Source organism: Virgibacillus sp. L01 (assembly GCF_052246775.1).
Lineage (GTDB): Bacteria > Bacillota > Bacilli > Bacillales > Amphibacillaceae > Lentibacillus.
The window spans coordinates 224,059-237,139 of the sequence record NZ_JBQQCP010000004.1; the positions used below are offsets into that span (position 1 = coordinate 224,059).

The following is a 13,081-nucleotide window of genomic DNA, read 5'->3' on the forward strand; positions in this document are numbered from 1 at the left end:
TATGGGGATTATTACATCAATCAGCACTTGGTTAATACCATGTTTCATCCTAATTGTACTTTCTGTAGCCACATGGAAACGTGTCCCAACATATGAAATGTTTGTAGAAGGAGGGAAAGATGGTGTCAAAATGGCATTTTCTTTACTTCCTTTTTTAGTAGGAATGATCGTGGCAATATCTATTTTGCGTAGTTCGGGAGCATTGGAAGCATTAATAAATTTAATATCACCTCTGCTTGTTATGGTCGGAGTACCTCCAGAAATAGTTCCGCTGGCCTTAGTCAGACCAATTTCCGGAACGGCAGCTTTAGGGATGACTACAGAATTGATAGGTACACATGGACCTGACTCATTCATCGGCAGACTGGCTTCTACGATGCAGGGAAGTACTGATACAACGCTTTATGTATTAACTATTTATTTTGGGGCAGTTGGAATCAGGAAAATGGGCTATGCACTCAAGGTTGGACTATTAGCTGACTTAGTTGGTATAATAGCATCTGTAATAGTCGTAACATTAATATTTGGCTAAATCACGAAAGTAGCGTTAACATATAGTTAACTTATATAGATTAGGGTGACCCTGCCAATACTTGATTTATAGGGATTTTTATTATAGTAAATTCGTTTAAAAGTCCCTCGATTTTTGTCGGTAATAAACAAGTAATACACAAATACTTTATATTAAATCAATCGCTTTTTTTAGTTCTTCGATGTTTTTATGAGTATATACTTTATCGGTGATACCTTGTGATGCGTGACCCATAATTTTCTGTATTGATATTTTATTAGCGCCTGCATTATCCATCAAAGTAGCAAAAGTATGTCGGGAATCATGTGGCTTATGATTAAGGCTTAATTTTTCCATCAGACTAATAAAATCGGGGCGAAATACATTGTAAGCAAGTTTGTTTCCTTTGCTATTTAAAAATAAATACTTTTTCTCTTGATTCATCCGTTTTCTTATAAGCGGTTGAATTTTTTTATTTATCGGTAACATCATTTTCGAGCGCAAATTTGTACAGTTGGTTAAATAGTGTTCTTGTTATCTTTTTTGTGCTATATGACTTGTTCATATTATCGATAACAGCTTGCATGTAAGATTTTCGTATATCGATAAACTTCATCTTGTGCAGCGATTCGGATAGATTTGCTCTTTTGCTTGAATATACATAATACTTATCCCAATTCCTCCAGTTAATATTGCTCCTAAAAGTGCTCCCATAAACCCTGGATCAGAAAAGAGGTTTATAAAGTAATCTTTCAAAAATCCTCCCCCTCATCAAACTTAACCTTTTTCACCTTCCACTGGTGGGTAATCACTTTCGTTTCTCCATGTTCAGGAAGGTAGGTTAATTTAGCTTCCCTCCCTGACAATATACGACAACAAACGCCCTATCTCCTATCTCCTGCATTTACATCAACATCTACGTTTAAAATCCCTTTTTCTATTTCTACTGGAATTGGCTTTAGCCGCATAATCAGACCCCCTAGTCATTCAATGCCTTACTTAAACATGATTCACAAATATGGCTTGATTCCTTATGTGCTTTGTCACCACACTCTACACACTTACTCACCCTCAACACTCCTTTTCTTCTTCACGTATTCAATCCGAAACATGACCAGTGATGTGATATATAAAACCGCTGCTATTGTGAATAATGTTGTTAAGAATGTCATTGTTCCTCAACCTCCTGCCACTTTGCCCAATAATCCAAACGGGGATTCCTTCTTCTTCTGGTGTACCTAGACCATTCTGTCCTCGTCTATCACGGCGACCACTTTTTTAATTACTTTAAAGTCATCAAAATCATTTTCACTTTCTACGAGTTCAACAAATGATTCTCCTTCTACTACACCTTCAACCATCATGTCATCTTTCCAGCGATTAAATAGGTTCTCAGCTTCTTGTATCGAATACAGCTCAGTTAACTGTCCATCGTCGTATGCACTCTGTATAACTCCATTCTCCACCCTCCTAAAAATCATTTTAAGCACTGTCTCACGTTAATTTGTTTTGTTGTATGTATTATTTGGTTTAGTAATCTATCAAATTAAATGAGAGAGTTTATTTTTTAATGATTTGCTATATTTCCTAAAGCATCTAACAGATAAACTTCAACTTCTGAACGCTCTTTATCCTTCTCGCAAGCAAGAATTCTCGATTTCATTGCCTTAATCTGTCGGTCATCGTTGTAAACTATTTTATTCAGCGAATCGGTGACACCTTTAAATAAATTGTCAATATCACCATGTTTACTTCCACAGATATATAGCGTAATATTTACACCTACAGGCTCGTTGGTTGTTTTTTTTGCATGTACGACCGTGCTATCCATCCAACTTGCTTCTTGTATGCTAGATATCGTTGTGCGCTTTTGCTAATGTACTTACTCTTTTGTGTCATTCGTACAGCTGGCACTGGACGACCTGGTATGGTTAAATCAATCATTTTCCTCACCAATTAATAGCGCCTGCCTGTTCTTTGATTCGATGTGTGTATGTTCAAGAGTGAATAGGCTCACGTCTTCAATATCCCTGTCGTCACTCGTATGCGTAACACCTAATCGGTAAAGGTTATTCTTTAAATCGGCTTTACGATCATTTACTGCTCGCTGATGTTGATTTTCTGTTATATCGTTCATCTCATTTCCTCCTATGCTCTTGTAATGTTGTAATTTGTAATAATTTTAAATATTTGGGAACACTATTTTAGGTACCTATTTAGTTAACTTGAAAGGATATGCATAAATGACCTTTCTCCTTATTTCAGCCGTTATTTTCATAACGATAACAATACTGGTTCCTAAGAAAATAAAACGCTCAGAAATATATGCCGTCGCACTATTTTCGATTGTATTAGGCTTTACCACTGATATAACACTAGACCTTAAATACAACTGGTATGGTTATTTTGAACCAGGCGTACAGTATCCAGGTTTTTTGCCTATTTTGTTTCACTTTCCTACAACTGGCATTTTGTTCATAAACTTTTTTCCGTTTAAAAGGAATCTTATTCAAAGAATTTTTTATATTACTTTTTGGACTATGTTTTGTTTAACATTTGAATATTTATCAATAAAATCAGGTTATTTTTACCACAACGAATGGAAGTTCTCATATTCCGCTTTGGTATATCCATTTTTATTTTGGTTACATCTTTTACACTTTAACTTTTATAAAAAATATACTGGATAGGCTTTTACTGAATACTCACTTCCTTTTCCCTTCAGGTTCATGCACATACCGTCTACCACTAAGCTCACTCACTGTAGGTATATCCTTCTTCACTTTCTTAATGGTCACGACTGGACGGTACCCAATAAGCCATTACATGGAATCATACACTTACACTAAAGACTTGATTAATAATTCTGATGAACATCTTACTAATGAAGATGAGATTGATTTAGAACAAATTAAACTCTTTAAGGAAGAGTTTGGTTCAATGCCAGATATTGAGATGGATGTTAATTCGATTACTGATGAACAAAGGGAAGAGTTTAAACAATTAATCAAAGAGGCAAATAAGGAGGCGGCGAAAGGAAAAGAAGCCGATGATGGATTTATCGGAAAGATTTCTGGCTCAGTAAGTCTGTTTGTTGCCATTCCTCAAGTGCCCGGGGCGATTGAAAAATATTATGTAGTGATTAAGTTTCTTTACACCCTAGTAACTTAGTATAGTCATACTGCAAGTAAAAGACATCTCAAATACGAGGTGTCCTTATTTATATGGTTAAAAGGGAATTAATCGTGATACTTATAAACATGGTAAAGGTAGAGTCATTAGGAGTAAAAGGAAATAATTTGCAGGAATTTACTTCGTATTGTCGAATAGTGTAAGCAATAGGGAGAGTGATATTAATGGATAATAAAGATATTGCTGAATTAAGCGTGTTGTATGGAGAAGTTGTGGCAAAGAAGTCTTATGGTTGGGTGAATAAAAACTTGAACAGGCGAAGTTAAAGAAGTTAGGTGAGGAGCAGTCTATAGTTTATCAAGAGATCATAAATGAGTTATCACAAGAAAATCTAGAATTAGAAAACCTTGCAAGACAATATAAAAATGCTTATGAACGAGTTACTATAAGTGATGACGATATTGATTATCTACACAGAACTCTTATGCAATCACTTGAAGTTATAGGGAATTTTAATGCTAATGTTAAAGATAATCGGGAAGCACTTGAATTGATAGTTGATCTGGTAAATAAAGATACATTGAAAACTATGCAAATGCTAGGATTTAACTATAAAGAAGCGATAGGAGAACCATTAACTAATGTATGTTCTGAGTCAATATACAAATTAACAAATAGTCAAAAATCTTCTAAGCAAAATTCAAAAGAAAATGATATCGAGATTTGATTAAAGACATCTCACTGAGGTGTCTTTTTAATATCCCTCTTCTTTTGCCGATAATATTATTAAAAGGAGAGTGAGACATTGAAGCAGATAGACATAAAAACTATACAATTTGAAGATGGAGACATTCTTCATTTTCACACTGGTCATATTCTAGTTATAGAAAATGGCCTAAAAGAGAGCTGGAAAGTAGAATTACGATTCATTGTAGATGAAGCCCCATTGAGAAAAAGAGTTGAAGAAAAAGAAATGCTTACTATAAACATGACTAGCCTAGAAGATAATCCTTTAAAAGGTGTGGTGGGTATAAAGGATTTATCAGTCCTTCCAGGTGGGAGATTTGCTACTCTCGAAGGCATTGGTAAGCTTAAAGGATATAAAAACTTATATAGGTGATATCTAGACATCTCAAAAAGAGGTGTCTATTTTATTATACGAAGTAATTATATTGATAATCACTAACCAAAATAACGACAGTACAACAAAGAAAAAATTTGTCGAATATATTGATTTAAAAGAGGAAGGATAGAATATTAAAAGGGGGTATAATAAGTGAGTGAAAATCAGGAAGAGGGAAATAATACAATTGAAAATATGGCTAACCAGATAACGACTAACTTTGTTGTGGTATCTACAATAAAACAATTGCTTGTAGAAAATAACATACTAACTGAACAAGAAGTTGCAGATAAATTTGACAAAGTATTTGAAGAAGATAGCGATAATGTCTTTAACTTTTTGGAAACAGGTGAAACTGAGTAGAAGCAAACGTCAAGGCACCCAGTGAGGTGTCTTTTTTATATGCCATCCTATAGGTTATTGCCGTTTCAGTAAGAGATTTGATTCATAATATATCGTGATGGAGGTGATGATATGGTCTGTAGACGTAACAACTCCATTCGTGATAGAAGAAGAGCAAGAGGAAAGGATCAAGTCAGAGGCAGAGAAAGAGATCGAGATAAGGATGAAGTTATGGGAAGAGATCGAGACAGAGAAAGAAAATGTAGACATTGCTGTTAGTAAAAATGGACAAGGTGCCTGATTTGGCACATTTTTTATATACAATAGAAAAAGGAGCGTGTTGACCATGGCTGGCGAAAAGTCGAGTGAAGGTAAGTTAACTAAACTATCCAAATGACCCTCTCTAAAGAACAGGCCGCTGCCTTTTACAAAACAAGCGTATGGCAAAAGTGTAGAGAGATGGTTCTTTCAAGAGACTTGGGGCTCTGTCAAGAATGCCTGCCTACTGTAGGACCTGTACCCGCTGATACCGTACATCACATTAAACACTTAAAAGAATATCCTGAGTTAGAATTAGTCATGGACAACTTGGTTAGCGTTTGTGCTTCTTGTCACAACAAACTTCATCCTGAGAAACGGGAAAGGAAGCAGTCAAAGCCGATTTCAAATGGAATCAAAGTTGTTAAATTGTGTCAAAATCCCGAACAATTTTGATAATTGGACATGCCCCCTACCAATATTATGGACCTTTTTCTTCTATAGACCGAGGGGGCAGCTTCGCTCACAACGCGGAAGATTTTTCATGAAGGGGGGTGCCCCGAAAAAAATGCTAGAAGGGAGGATTTAGAATGGGAGTGCCTACTGCAAAATCATTAAGGAATTATCTTGGCGAATCGTACCAGAATCAGATGAAGAATTAATAAAATTATATGTGGAAACGCACCAGTTTTACCGAAAACTAAAAAAAGATAGGCAAACAGGATCTAATGTACGAATACACGAATAAAGCAGGGGCTACAAACCATACTAAAAATCCCCTTGTAGTCGAACAAGCGAAAACCGTACAAACATTAAACAATTTATTAAAGTCCCTTAGTCTTACACCTGCTCAACGTAAGAAAGTAGTGAATGGCAATGACAGCGACGACTTCGACTCATTCTAAGATTAAAAAAGTAGCACAAAGTTTTAGTTTTATCGCCTGGAAAAAAGAGCAGATTAAAAAAGGTGCCATATTAACCGATTCATCAGATAGGCTTTTAACAACCTAGTATGCTAAGCAATTTGTAAAAGGTAACATTCTTGAAAGTGAAAAAAATATATTATCTGCAAAAAGGCATTTAAACGATTTAAAAAGACAGGGCACAGAAGATTTTCCTTGGATATTCGTTGAAGATGACGGTCATAGGCCAATACGGTTCATTGAAAAGTATTGCAAACCTTCTAAAGGTGATTTTGATAAATTAGTTATACAACCATGGTAACACTTCATTGTTGGTTCTTTGTATGGTTGGGTTCATAAAGATACAGGTGTAAGGCGCTTTCGTGAGGGCCTTATTTTTATTGGTCGGAAAAATGGTAAATCAACGCTCGTTTCTGGACTTTCTCTTTATTCTGTTTGTAAAGATGGAGAAAACGGTGCTGATGTTTACTTGCTGGCTAATACAAAACAGCAAGCAGGCATCATTTTCGATAAAGCAAAGGCGATGATTAAGAAGTCGCCGAAGCTGAGAAAACGATTTAATCCGTTACGCGACAAGATAGAATTTGGAAGCACGATATCCAAAATAGAACCGCGTGCATCTGACAGTGAAAAGCTGGATGGTTTGAATACACACCTTGGCATATTCGATGAAATACACGATATGAAGGATTACAAGTTAATTAACGTCATTAAAAAGTCACGTGGATCTCGTAAACAGCCATTGATTTTATATGTGACTACAGCTGGGTATCAGTTAGATGGTCCCTTGGTTAATTACTATTCTCAGGGAGCAGATGCGCTTGAGGGCGCAATTGTTGATGAACGTACTTTTTACTATATGGCTGAATTGGATAATGAAAAAGAATTTGAAAAACCGGAGATGTGGGTAAAAGCTAATCCGAATATGGATGTATCGCTTGATTTGGATACATTAATTGAGGATTGGGAGAAAGATAAGCGAACTCCTGAAGAACGATCTGACTTCATAACAAAGCAGTTCAACATTTGTGAATGGTAGCAAGATGCCGTTCATTGATTTTAAAACGTTGGAGAAAAACAACATGTAAAAGACTTACAAGGAATGTATGCTGTTGATCTGATTCAGAGTACTTCACAAGAGCTTGCCTAGAGATACCAATAATGGCAACTGGTGATGTTTTTGTATTATCTCATTCGTGGATACCGCGAAAGAAAACGTTGTTGAACAATGAAAAGATTTCATATCAAGAATGGTCTCAAGAAGGGCTCCTTACCATTGTGGATGAGGATTACATCAATGAAGATACGGTTCATGACTGGTTTGTGAAGCAAGCGGATTATTTTAACCTTGAATCGATCACATATGACCCAGCTAAAGCTTTCCGATTGAACAAAGCCTTTGAACAAGAAGGTTATGAAACAGAAGTAGTTAGACAGGGGTTTCTAACATTAGGCCCAGCGATGGATGACCTTAAAAATATGTTCCTAGATGGAAAGGTTATCTTTAATGAGAACCCATTGTTACGCTGGTATATCAACAATGTGGAGTTAGTGACAGACAGAAATAATAACAAAATGCCCACTAAAGCTAATCGGTATCGTAAAATTGATGGTTTCGCAGCATTATTAAACGCCCACACAAAGGTAATGGAGAAGTTGGTAGTGCCACCTGGTGATGGTGATATCGGGGTTGTAAGTATGGCTGATTTGATGAAGTAGTTACCAATATTACTTAATAGATGAACAAGGTGACAGAAAAGATATAGCCTTAAAAATAAGAGCACCTATTAATTATTAGGTGCTCCTGGCGGGGAGTAATATGGAGGAACTTTAATCCAACCATGTTCTCTCATTTTAGTTTTAACATCCATCCCAATAATTACTTTTTCAGAATGGAATCTTGTCCACATTAGTCCTATATCACTTCGGATACACTGGCTAATGTTACTTGAACACATTACAGTGTTTGATGCTATTTTAGCTGACAAAAAGTTAGCAATTTCTGAATCAGTGGCTTTCACTCCAAGAGGAACGCTGTTGGGATCTGAATTTGGCTTATGTTCAGAGGAGTCAGGTAAAGTAATGCCTTCCTTAATCATAAAAGATTCTAAAGTATTTTTTTGATGTGTAGCTAGTTTCATACCATCTTTTATAAGTTCAACAAGTACATCATCAGTTGTAGTATTTAATGCTGATTCAAGCACGGGGATTTCCTCTGCTATTGCAGTGTAGTAAAGCCAGCATCCCATCGCTTCACCAATATGAAGTCTTGGCTTAGGTTCAGTATCAAATCTTGTTCTTAAATAATCAAACAATGCTTCCATCGTGTTCGGCAAAATAAAACACCTCGATTTTATTAGTCGTATTAACCATATATTTGACTGAATCGGGGTATTTATACATTAGTTCTTTTTCATTGAGTAGAATGCAATCATTTAGCAATAATCCCTATAAAGATGGTGATAAATTGAAATTCCTTCAACGCGTAAAATACTCTATTAACAGCGCATATATGGCATGGAAAGGAGTGAATTATGTCTTTTTTTCTTGGATAGGTAAAACATTTTGGGGTATTGAAAATTCCACCTTAGCCACCAATGAGACTATTTTTAGCGTAATCACTAGGTTATCAAATAGTATGGCTTCATTACCGTTGAAGCTATATAAAAATTATGACTCGGTGAGTAACGCTGCATCAGATGTATTGATAAACGAACCAAATCAAAACATGCATGGGTTCGAATTTATCCGAAACTTAGAAACATCGCGTAATGAAACTGGTGACGGGTATGCCATTATTGAAAGGGATATACGCAATCAGGTTTCTAAATTAACGAATATAAATGCCAATCATGTAACGCCAGTAATTGAAAGGTACTCACATGACTTATGGTATGAAGTTTTAGGTGAAGATGGTAATCGGTATTACTTTCATAATATGAACATGCTACATGTAAAGCATATTGGTAGTACGGGAGGCATTAAAAGTATTAATCCAATTAAGGCATTATCGAATGCAACAGATTTCGATAAAGCTGTTCGTGAATTCAGTCTGAAGGAAATGCGGAGCGCACCAAATTTATTCATTCTTAAATACGGCGCTAATGTTGATGCAGATAAGAGAAAACGTATTATTGATGACCTCAAACGATTTTATCAGGATAATGGCGGGTTTTGTTCCAAGAGCCTGGTGTTGAGATTGATGAACTGGAACGTAAATATGAAACAGCTGAAACACTGGCGACAGAACGTATTACTCGTTCACGAGTAGCGAATGTTTATAATATCCCGGTTACAATGTTGAATGACACAGAAGGCCAAAGTTATTCCAGTAATGAACAATTAATGCGTATGTTTGTGCAATTAACCTTAATTCCAATTGTTAGGCAGTACGAACAGGAATTTAATAGAAAATTACTTACACCAGCTGAAAGAAAAGCTGGTTTTTATTTTAAATTTAACGAAAAAGCATTATTTCGAGCAGATACTGCGGCTCAAGCCGATTATTATACAAAAGCAATTAGAAGCGGTTGGTGTGGAAGTCATTAATCTTTACATTAACTCACCTGGAGGCGCAGTTTTTGAGGGGGTTGCGATAGGTAATATGCTAAAACGCCACTCAGCGCACGTAAATGGCTATGTAGATGCGTTGGCTGCATCGATTGCGAGCGTAATATTAATGGCAGCTAACACTATCCATATGCCAAAGAACGCAATGCTCATGATACACAACGCACTAAATTTCGTTATTGGTAATGCCACTGAATTGAGGAAAGCAGCCGATGACCTTGATCGTATTAATGGTCAGCAATACAGTCTTACTTGGAAAAAGCAGGCGATAAACTTTCTGAAGAAAAGCTTAAAGAAATGTTAGATGCCGAAACGTGGTTATCAGCTGATGAAACGCTCCAATATGGACTATGCAATGTGGTATTAGATGCAAATGACATGGCTGCATCCATCAGTGATGAATTATTTGCTAAGTACAAGAATGTACCTGAAGCATTGGTAAAAGAAACTGAAGATCCAACCGGACCAAGCAAAGAAGAAATGGAACAACGTGATGTGGAGCTTGTAAAAATTAAGAATATAAATGAAGTAATCAAACAAGGTCCTTTAAAAATTGAATTAATTAATGCTAAAATCTTAAAAAGAACTAACTTGTCTCAAGAGTTTATAAACTTCATTAGGCAGTTTTCGCAAGTAAATGAAAAAGAAGTATCTTATTTACAGTTAAGATACAATGTTGAAAATACCAGTGATGAAGATGTGGCTTGGATGGATTTAATGGACATCGTAACAGATGAACAAGAGTAAATTGATGCAACCACAAATGAGCAGTAGAAAATCACAGCAAATTGTTAGCAAATGTAAAAAAAGAATTTATACAAGGATACATTCTGTTAAAACCAGATGTTAACAATGTAAGGTTAATTTTTGATTCAGTTAGCAAATTGGATTCATACGAGACTATCACTGAGAAAGTGGAACACAAATGTTCTTTTGAATAAAGTAAGAATTTTTAAAAGAGGGGGCTTAATTGCTCCTCTTTTTTGTGTTGGTTTTCAAATTATTTATAAACAAAAATATGTGATACAATTGGTTTAAAACTGTTTAGAATGGCCTTAGTAATATACTGGTAATAGACAAATTCGCTTTAAAACCCTTTATATATAGCGTTTATGGTTAACATATAGTTAACGCTATTATTATGGCAGAAAGAAAGTTAAACCTTTTATACTGCAAGAGCACAATTAGGATTTACGGCATTTACGATAAATGAAGCTTTTTTAAGTAAGGCTGTTTTCTAAAAGATTGTTACTTTATCAAAGTATTGAAATCATAACGCAGTTGATATAAACTGCGAATTACTTTTTTAAAAGTTTTAGTGTTATGACACCGCTCCGGAAATACACTTCGCGCACCTAGGGAAGCTAATGAGCCTCCTTGCTCCTACGTCGCTGCGTAGTCTCATCAAGGCCTCAGTTCTCACAGGAGTCTACGTGTATTTCCTACCCTGTTGACTGGAGTAGGAATCGCTATAGAATAAATGTGTGACAGCAATACTAGTCCGGGTGAGCGGAGGGCGGTGACTCCTGCGGAAATAGCACGTGTCCGAAGACCCCGCAGTGCGACTAAGTGAAGGCCGACTAAAACCGTCCTTTGCAGACAACATCGGCATACCCCCCTTGCCGGGGCAAGGAGGCTAAGGCCGTGCCCTAAGGTGCGCATCCGCCCGTAGCAACCCCGGACGGCAGGATGAGAGTTTACAGAGATTGCTCCAGCAGTTAGATCACAGTTTATATCGATTGCGAAGATTTAAAAAGCATCAAAAGCTAGAAAATTTAAGTAAAAATAATGAAAATGGTGATACAATGACAAATTCGTTCGAACGGTTACAGAAAGTTATTGCACAAAGTGGAGTAACTTCAAGAAGAAAAGCTGAGACATTAATTGTTGATGGTAAAGTAAAGGTTAATAACAAATTGATCACTGAGCTAGGAACCAAAGTAAGCCCCAGTGATGACATTGAAGTAAATGGTGTACTTTTGGAAAAAGAAGAACCTGTATATTATATGCTCTATAAACCTAGAGGGGTTATTTCCAGTATAAATGATGACAAGGGAAGAAAAGTTGTTACGGATTTTCTGGGAGAAGTTTCGGAGCGGATATATCCAGTTGGAAGACTTGACTACGATTCGTCCGGGATATTACTGTTAACGAATGATGGAAACTTTGCTAACCTGCTAATGCATCCAACATATGGTGTAGATAAAGTATACGTTGCTAAAATTAAAGGCATTCCTAGTAAAAGTGAGCTTAATCAGTTAAAAAAAGGTGTTAAAGTTGATGATGATATATTAAAAGCTATTGAATACAACATACTTGAGGTAGACAGACAAAAAGGAACAATGATATTGGAACTGACACTGCATGAAGGTAAAAACAGGCATATCAGACGTATGATGGATGGCTTAGGGTATCCTGTATCCAAGTTAAAGCGCGAGAAGTATGGTCTGCTAACATTGCATGGGATGCAACCGGGAAATTATCGCCCGTTAACCCCTCATGAGGTTAAAAAAATGCGACAATTAGCGGAGAACAAGGAATAGCAGGTTTGAAGCTAATTCACATGTGAAAAATTGTTGAATAATAGTCAAATTTACCACTATGATTACATGATATAATGGCGTGGGGAGTGAACTGATATGAGCACCGAACAGATAAAGGCTAATAAAAAACGGAAGAAACAAAGAAGGCTGGTTTTTCGAACAATCGTATTAGCAATCTTACTTGTCGCCGTTATATATGCATTGGTTTCTAATTTAAGCAAGGATAAAACAAATGTTGATGCAGGTAATGAAGCACCGGATTTTAAACTTCAGCAAATAAATGAAAACAACGAGCTGGAGACAATTCAATTAAGTGATTTAGAAGGTAAAGGTGTTATGCTTAACTTCTGGGGAACCTGGTGTAAACCATGTGAAGCAGAAATGCCTTATATGGAAAAGTTATACCCGGAATATAAGGATAAAGGAATTGAAATAGTTGCAGTAAGTTTGGATGCTACTGAATTTGTCGTAGATCGCTTTATAGATAAGTATAACTTAACATTTCCTATTCCACATGATACAAAAAATGAAGTAATGAATCTATATAATGTTGGTCCAATACCGAGTACTTTCTTCATAAATCCTGAAGGAGAAATTGTTGAAGTAGTTGAAGGTGCGTTAACTTTAGAAAAACTAGAAGATCACTTAAAAGAAATTCAACCTAAATAAAGAATGCAGC

The 13,081-nt window shown here is 36.1% G+C and carries 19 protein-coding genes and 4 pseudogenes; 16 read left to right on the forward strand and 7 right to left on the reverse strand.

The genetic code is table 11. The features are described from left to right. Position 1 precedes the first annotated feature (1 nt). Positions 2-532, forward strand: coding sequence for a spore maturation protein (locus ACTWQM_RS09900; RefSeq protein ID WP_443258015.1), 531 nt, complete (start codon positions 2-4; stop codon positions 530-532). Between the two features lie 147 nt (positions 533-679). On the opposite strand, the gene ACTWQM_RS09905 is transcribed toward ACTWQM_RS09900, so the two are convergent. The 6 genes and pseudogenes from ACTWQM_RS09905 to ACTWQM_RS09930 form a co-directional block, all read right to left on the reverse strand. Continuing rightward, positions 680-1,003 carry a tyrosine-type recombinase/integrase gene (locus ACTWQM_RS09905; protein ID WP_443258016.1) on the reverse strand — a complete coding sequence of 108 codons (324 nt, stop codon included), beginning with the start codon at positions 1,001-1,003 and terminating at the stop codon, positions 680-682. A 120-nt stretch (positions 1,004-1,123) separates the two neighbouring features. Continuing rightward, entirely contained in the window at positions 1,124-1,267 is a 144-nt protein-coding gene (locus ACTWQM_RS09910) for a hypothetical protein (protein ID WP_443258017.1), read from the reverse strand. Next, a pseudogene (locus ACTWQM_RS09915) lies at positions 1,264-1,479 on the reverse strand (XtrA/YqaO family protein). The gene ACTWQM_RS09910 and the pseudogene ACTWQM_RS09915 overlap by 4 nt, the downstream one beginning before the upstream one ends. A gap of 270 nt (positions 1,480-1,749) precedes the next feature. Beyond that, complete coding sequence (locus ACTWQM_RS09920) at positions 1,750-1,977, reverse strand: hypothetical protein (RefSeq protein ID WP_443258018.1); 228 nt, start codon at positions 1,975-1,977, stop codon at positions 1,750-1,752. Positions 1,978-2,078: 101 nt separating this feature from the next. Then, positions 2,079-2,342, reverse strand: coding sequence for a RusA family crossover junction endodeoxyribonuclease (locus ACTWQM_RS09925; protein WP_443258019.1), 264 nt, complete (start codon positions 2,340-2,342; stop codon positions 2,079-2,081). 105 nt (positions 2,343-2,447) lie between these two features. Then, complete coding sequence (locus ACTWQM_RS09930) at positions 2,448-2,648, reverse strand: hypothetical protein (RefSeq protein ID WP_443258020.1); 201 nt, start codon at positions 2,646-2,648, stop codon at positions 2,448-2,450. A 106-nt stretch (positions 2,649-2,754) separates the two neighbouring features. On the opposite strand from ACTWQM_RS09930, the gene ACTWQM_RS09935 reads away from it, so the two are divergent. The 10 genes and pseudogenes from ACTWQM_RS09935 to ACTWQM_RS09980 all read left to right on the forward strand — a co-directional run bounded on the left by ACTWQM_RS09935 (position 2,755) and on the right by ACTWQM_RS09980 (position 8,008). Further along, positions 2,755-3,201 (forward strand): CBO0543 family protein, encoded by a 447-nt coding sequence (locus tag ACTWQM_RS09935; protein ID WP_443258021.1) that lies wholly within the window; start codon positions 2,755-2,757, stop codon positions 3,199-3,201. A 136-nt stretch (positions 3,202-3,337) separates the two neighbouring features. Further along, positions 3,338-3,682, forward strand: coding sequence for a hypothetical protein (locus tag ACTWQM_RS09940; protein WP_443258022.1), 345 nt, complete (start codon positions 3,338-3,340; stop codon positions 3,680-3,682). 445 nt (positions 3,683-4,127) lie between these two features. Further along, a complete protein-coding gene (locus ACTWQM_RS09945) occupies positions 4,128-4,370 on the forward strand; it encodes a hypothetical protein (protein ID WP_443258023.1) in 243 nt (80 codons plus the stop codon). A gap of 78 nt (positions 4,371-4,448) precedes the next feature. Beyond that, entirely contained in the window at positions 4,449-4,763 is a 315-nt protein-coding gene (locus ACTWQM_RS09950; protein WP_443258024.1) for a hypothetical protein, read from the forward strand. A 156-nt stretch (positions 4,764-4,919) separates the two neighbouring features. After that, a complete protein-coding gene (locus ACTWQM_RS09955; RefSeq protein WP_443258025.1) occupies positions 4,920-5,129 on the forward strand; it encodes a hypothetical protein in 210 nt (69 codons plus the stop codon). A 106-nt stretch (positions 5,130-5,235) separates the two neighbouring features. Beyond that, on the forward strand, positions 5,236-5,409 hold the full coding sequence (locus ACTWQM_RS09960; RefSeq protein ID WP_443258026.1) for a hypothetical protein: 174 nt from the start codon (positions 5,236-5,238) through the stop codon (positions 5,407-5,409). A gap of 158 nt (positions 5,410-5,567) precedes the next feature. Further along, positions 5,568-5,822, forward strand: a complete 255-nt coding sequence (locus ACTWQM_RS09965; RefSeq protein ID WP_443258111.1) for an HNH endonuclease — start codon at positions 5,568-5,570, stop codon at positions 5,820-5,822. 134 nt (positions 5,823-5,956) lie between these two features. Further along, a pseudogene (locus ACTWQM_RS09970) lies at positions 5,957-6,271 on the forward strand (P27 family phage terminase small subunit). Continuing rightward, positions 6,243-6,377, forward strand: coding sequence for a hypothetical protein (locus tag ACTWQM_RS09975; protein WP_443258114.1), 135 nt, complete (start codon positions 6,243-6,245; stop codon positions 6,375-6,377). The pseudogene ACTWQM_RS09970 and the gene ACTWQM_RS09975 overlap by 29 nt, the downstream one beginning before the upstream one ends. A gap of 27 nt (positions 6,378-6,404) precedes the next feature. Further along, a pseudogene (locus ACTWQM_RS09980) lies at positions 6,405-8,008 on the forward strand (terminase large subunit). Between the two features lie 68 nt (positions 8,009-8,076). On the opposite strand, the gene ACTWQM_RS09985 reads toward ACTWQM_RS09980, so the two are convergent. Then, positions 8,077-8,613, reverse strand: coding sequence for a DUF3231 family protein (locus ACTWQM_RS09985; protein ID WP_443258027.1), 537 nt, complete (start codon positions 8,611-8,613; stop codon positions 8,077-8,079). A gap of 143 nt (positions 8,614-8,756) precedes the next feature. On the opposite strand from ACTWQM_RS09985, the pseudogene ACTWQM_RS09990 reads away from it, so the two are divergent. The 5 genes and pseudogenes from ACTWQM_RS09990 to resA form a co-directional block, all read left to right on the forward strand. Then, positions 8,757-9,823 (forward strand): annotated as a pseudogene (locus ACTWQM_RS09990) (phage portal protein); the annotation flags it as partial. A gap of 1 nt (position 9,824) precedes the next feature. After that, the gene (locus ACTWQM_RS09995) at positions 9,825-10,163 is read left to right on the forward strand and encodes a head maturation protease, ClpP-related (RefSeq protein ID WP_443258028.1); all 339 of its coding nucleotides are present in this window, start codon (positions 9,825-9,827) and stop codon (positions 10,161-10,163) included. Next, positions 10,112-10,606, forward strand: a complete 495-nt coding sequence (locus ACTWQM_RS10000; RefSeq protein ID WP_443258029.1) for a hypothetical protein — start codon at positions 10,112-10,114, stop codon at positions 10,604-10,606. Before ACTWQM_RS09995 ends, ACTWQM_RS10000 begins: the two co-directional genes overlap by 52 nt. A gap of 1,058 nt (positions 10,607-11,664) precedes the next feature. Then, positions 11,665-12,402, forward strand: a complete 738-nt coding sequence (locus ACTWQM_RS10005; RefSeq protein ID WP_443258112.1) for a pseudouridine synthase — start codon at positions 11,665-11,667, stop codon at positions 12,400-12,402. Between the two features lie 96 nt (positions 12,403-12,498). Then, positions 12,499-13,071 carry a thiol-disulfide oxidoreductase ResA gene (gene resA, locus ACTWQM_RS10010; protein ID WP_443258030.1) on the forward strand — a complete coding sequence of 191 codons (573 nt, stop codon included), beginning with the start codon at positions 12,499-12,501 and terminating at the stop codon, positions 13,069-13,071. The last annotated feature ends 10 nt before the right edge of the window (positions 13,072-13,081 follow it).

Bases quoted from the DNA above. Each gene is read 5' to 3' on its own strand.
- ACTWQM_RS09935 (WP_443258021.1), top strand. From the start codon at position 2,755: ATGACCTTTCTCCTTATTTCAGCCGTTATTTTCATAACGATAACAATA.
- ACTWQM_RS09925 (WP_443258019.1), bottom strand. From the start codon at position 2,342: ATGGATAGCACGGTCGTACATGCAAAAAAAACAACCAACGAGCCTGTA.
- ACTWQM_RS09940 (WP_443258022.1), top strand. From the start codon at position 3,338: ATGGAATCATACACTTACACTAAAGACTTGATTAATAATTCTGATGAA.
- ACTWQM_RS09960 (WP_443258026.1), top strand. From the start codon at position 5,236: ATGATATGGTCTGTAGACGTAACAACTCCATTCGTGATAGAAGAAGAG.
- ACTWQM_RS09930 (WP_443258020.1), bottom strand. From the start codon at position 2,648: ATGAACGATATAACAGAAAATCAACATCAGCGAGCAGTAAATGATCGT.
- ACTWQM_RS09965 (WP_443258111.1), top strand. From the start codon at position 5,568: ATGGTTCTTTCAAGAGACTTGGGGCTCTGTCAAGAATGCCTGCCTACT.
- ACTWQM_RS09975 (WP_443258114.1), top strand. From the start codon at position 6,243: ATGACAGCGACGACTTCGACTCATTCTAAGATTAAAAAAGTAGCACAA.
- ACTWQM_RS09900 (WP_443258015.1), top strand. From the start codon at position 2: ATGGGGATTATTACATCAATCAGCACTTGGTTAATACCATGTTTCATC.
- ACTWQM_RS09905 (WP_443258016.1), bottom strand. From the start codon at position 1,003: ATGATGTTACCGATAAATAAAAAAATTCAACCGCTTATAAGAAAACGG.
- ACTWQM_RS10005 (WP_443258112.1), top strand. From the start codon at position 11,665: ATGACAAATTCGTTCGAACGGTTACAGAAAGTTATTGCACAAAGTGGA.
- resA (WP_443258030.1), top strand. From the start codon at position 12,499: ATGAGCACCGAACAGATAAAGGCTAATAAAAAACGGAAGAAACAAAGA.
- ACTWQM_RS09945 (WP_443258023.1), top strand. From the start codon at position 4,128: ATGCAATCACTTGAAGTTATAGGGAATTTTAATGCTAATGTTAAAGAT.
- ACTWQM_RS09985 (WP_443258027.1), bottom strand. From the start codon at position 8,613: ATGGAAGCATTGTTTGATTATTTAAGAACAAGATTTGATACTGAACCT.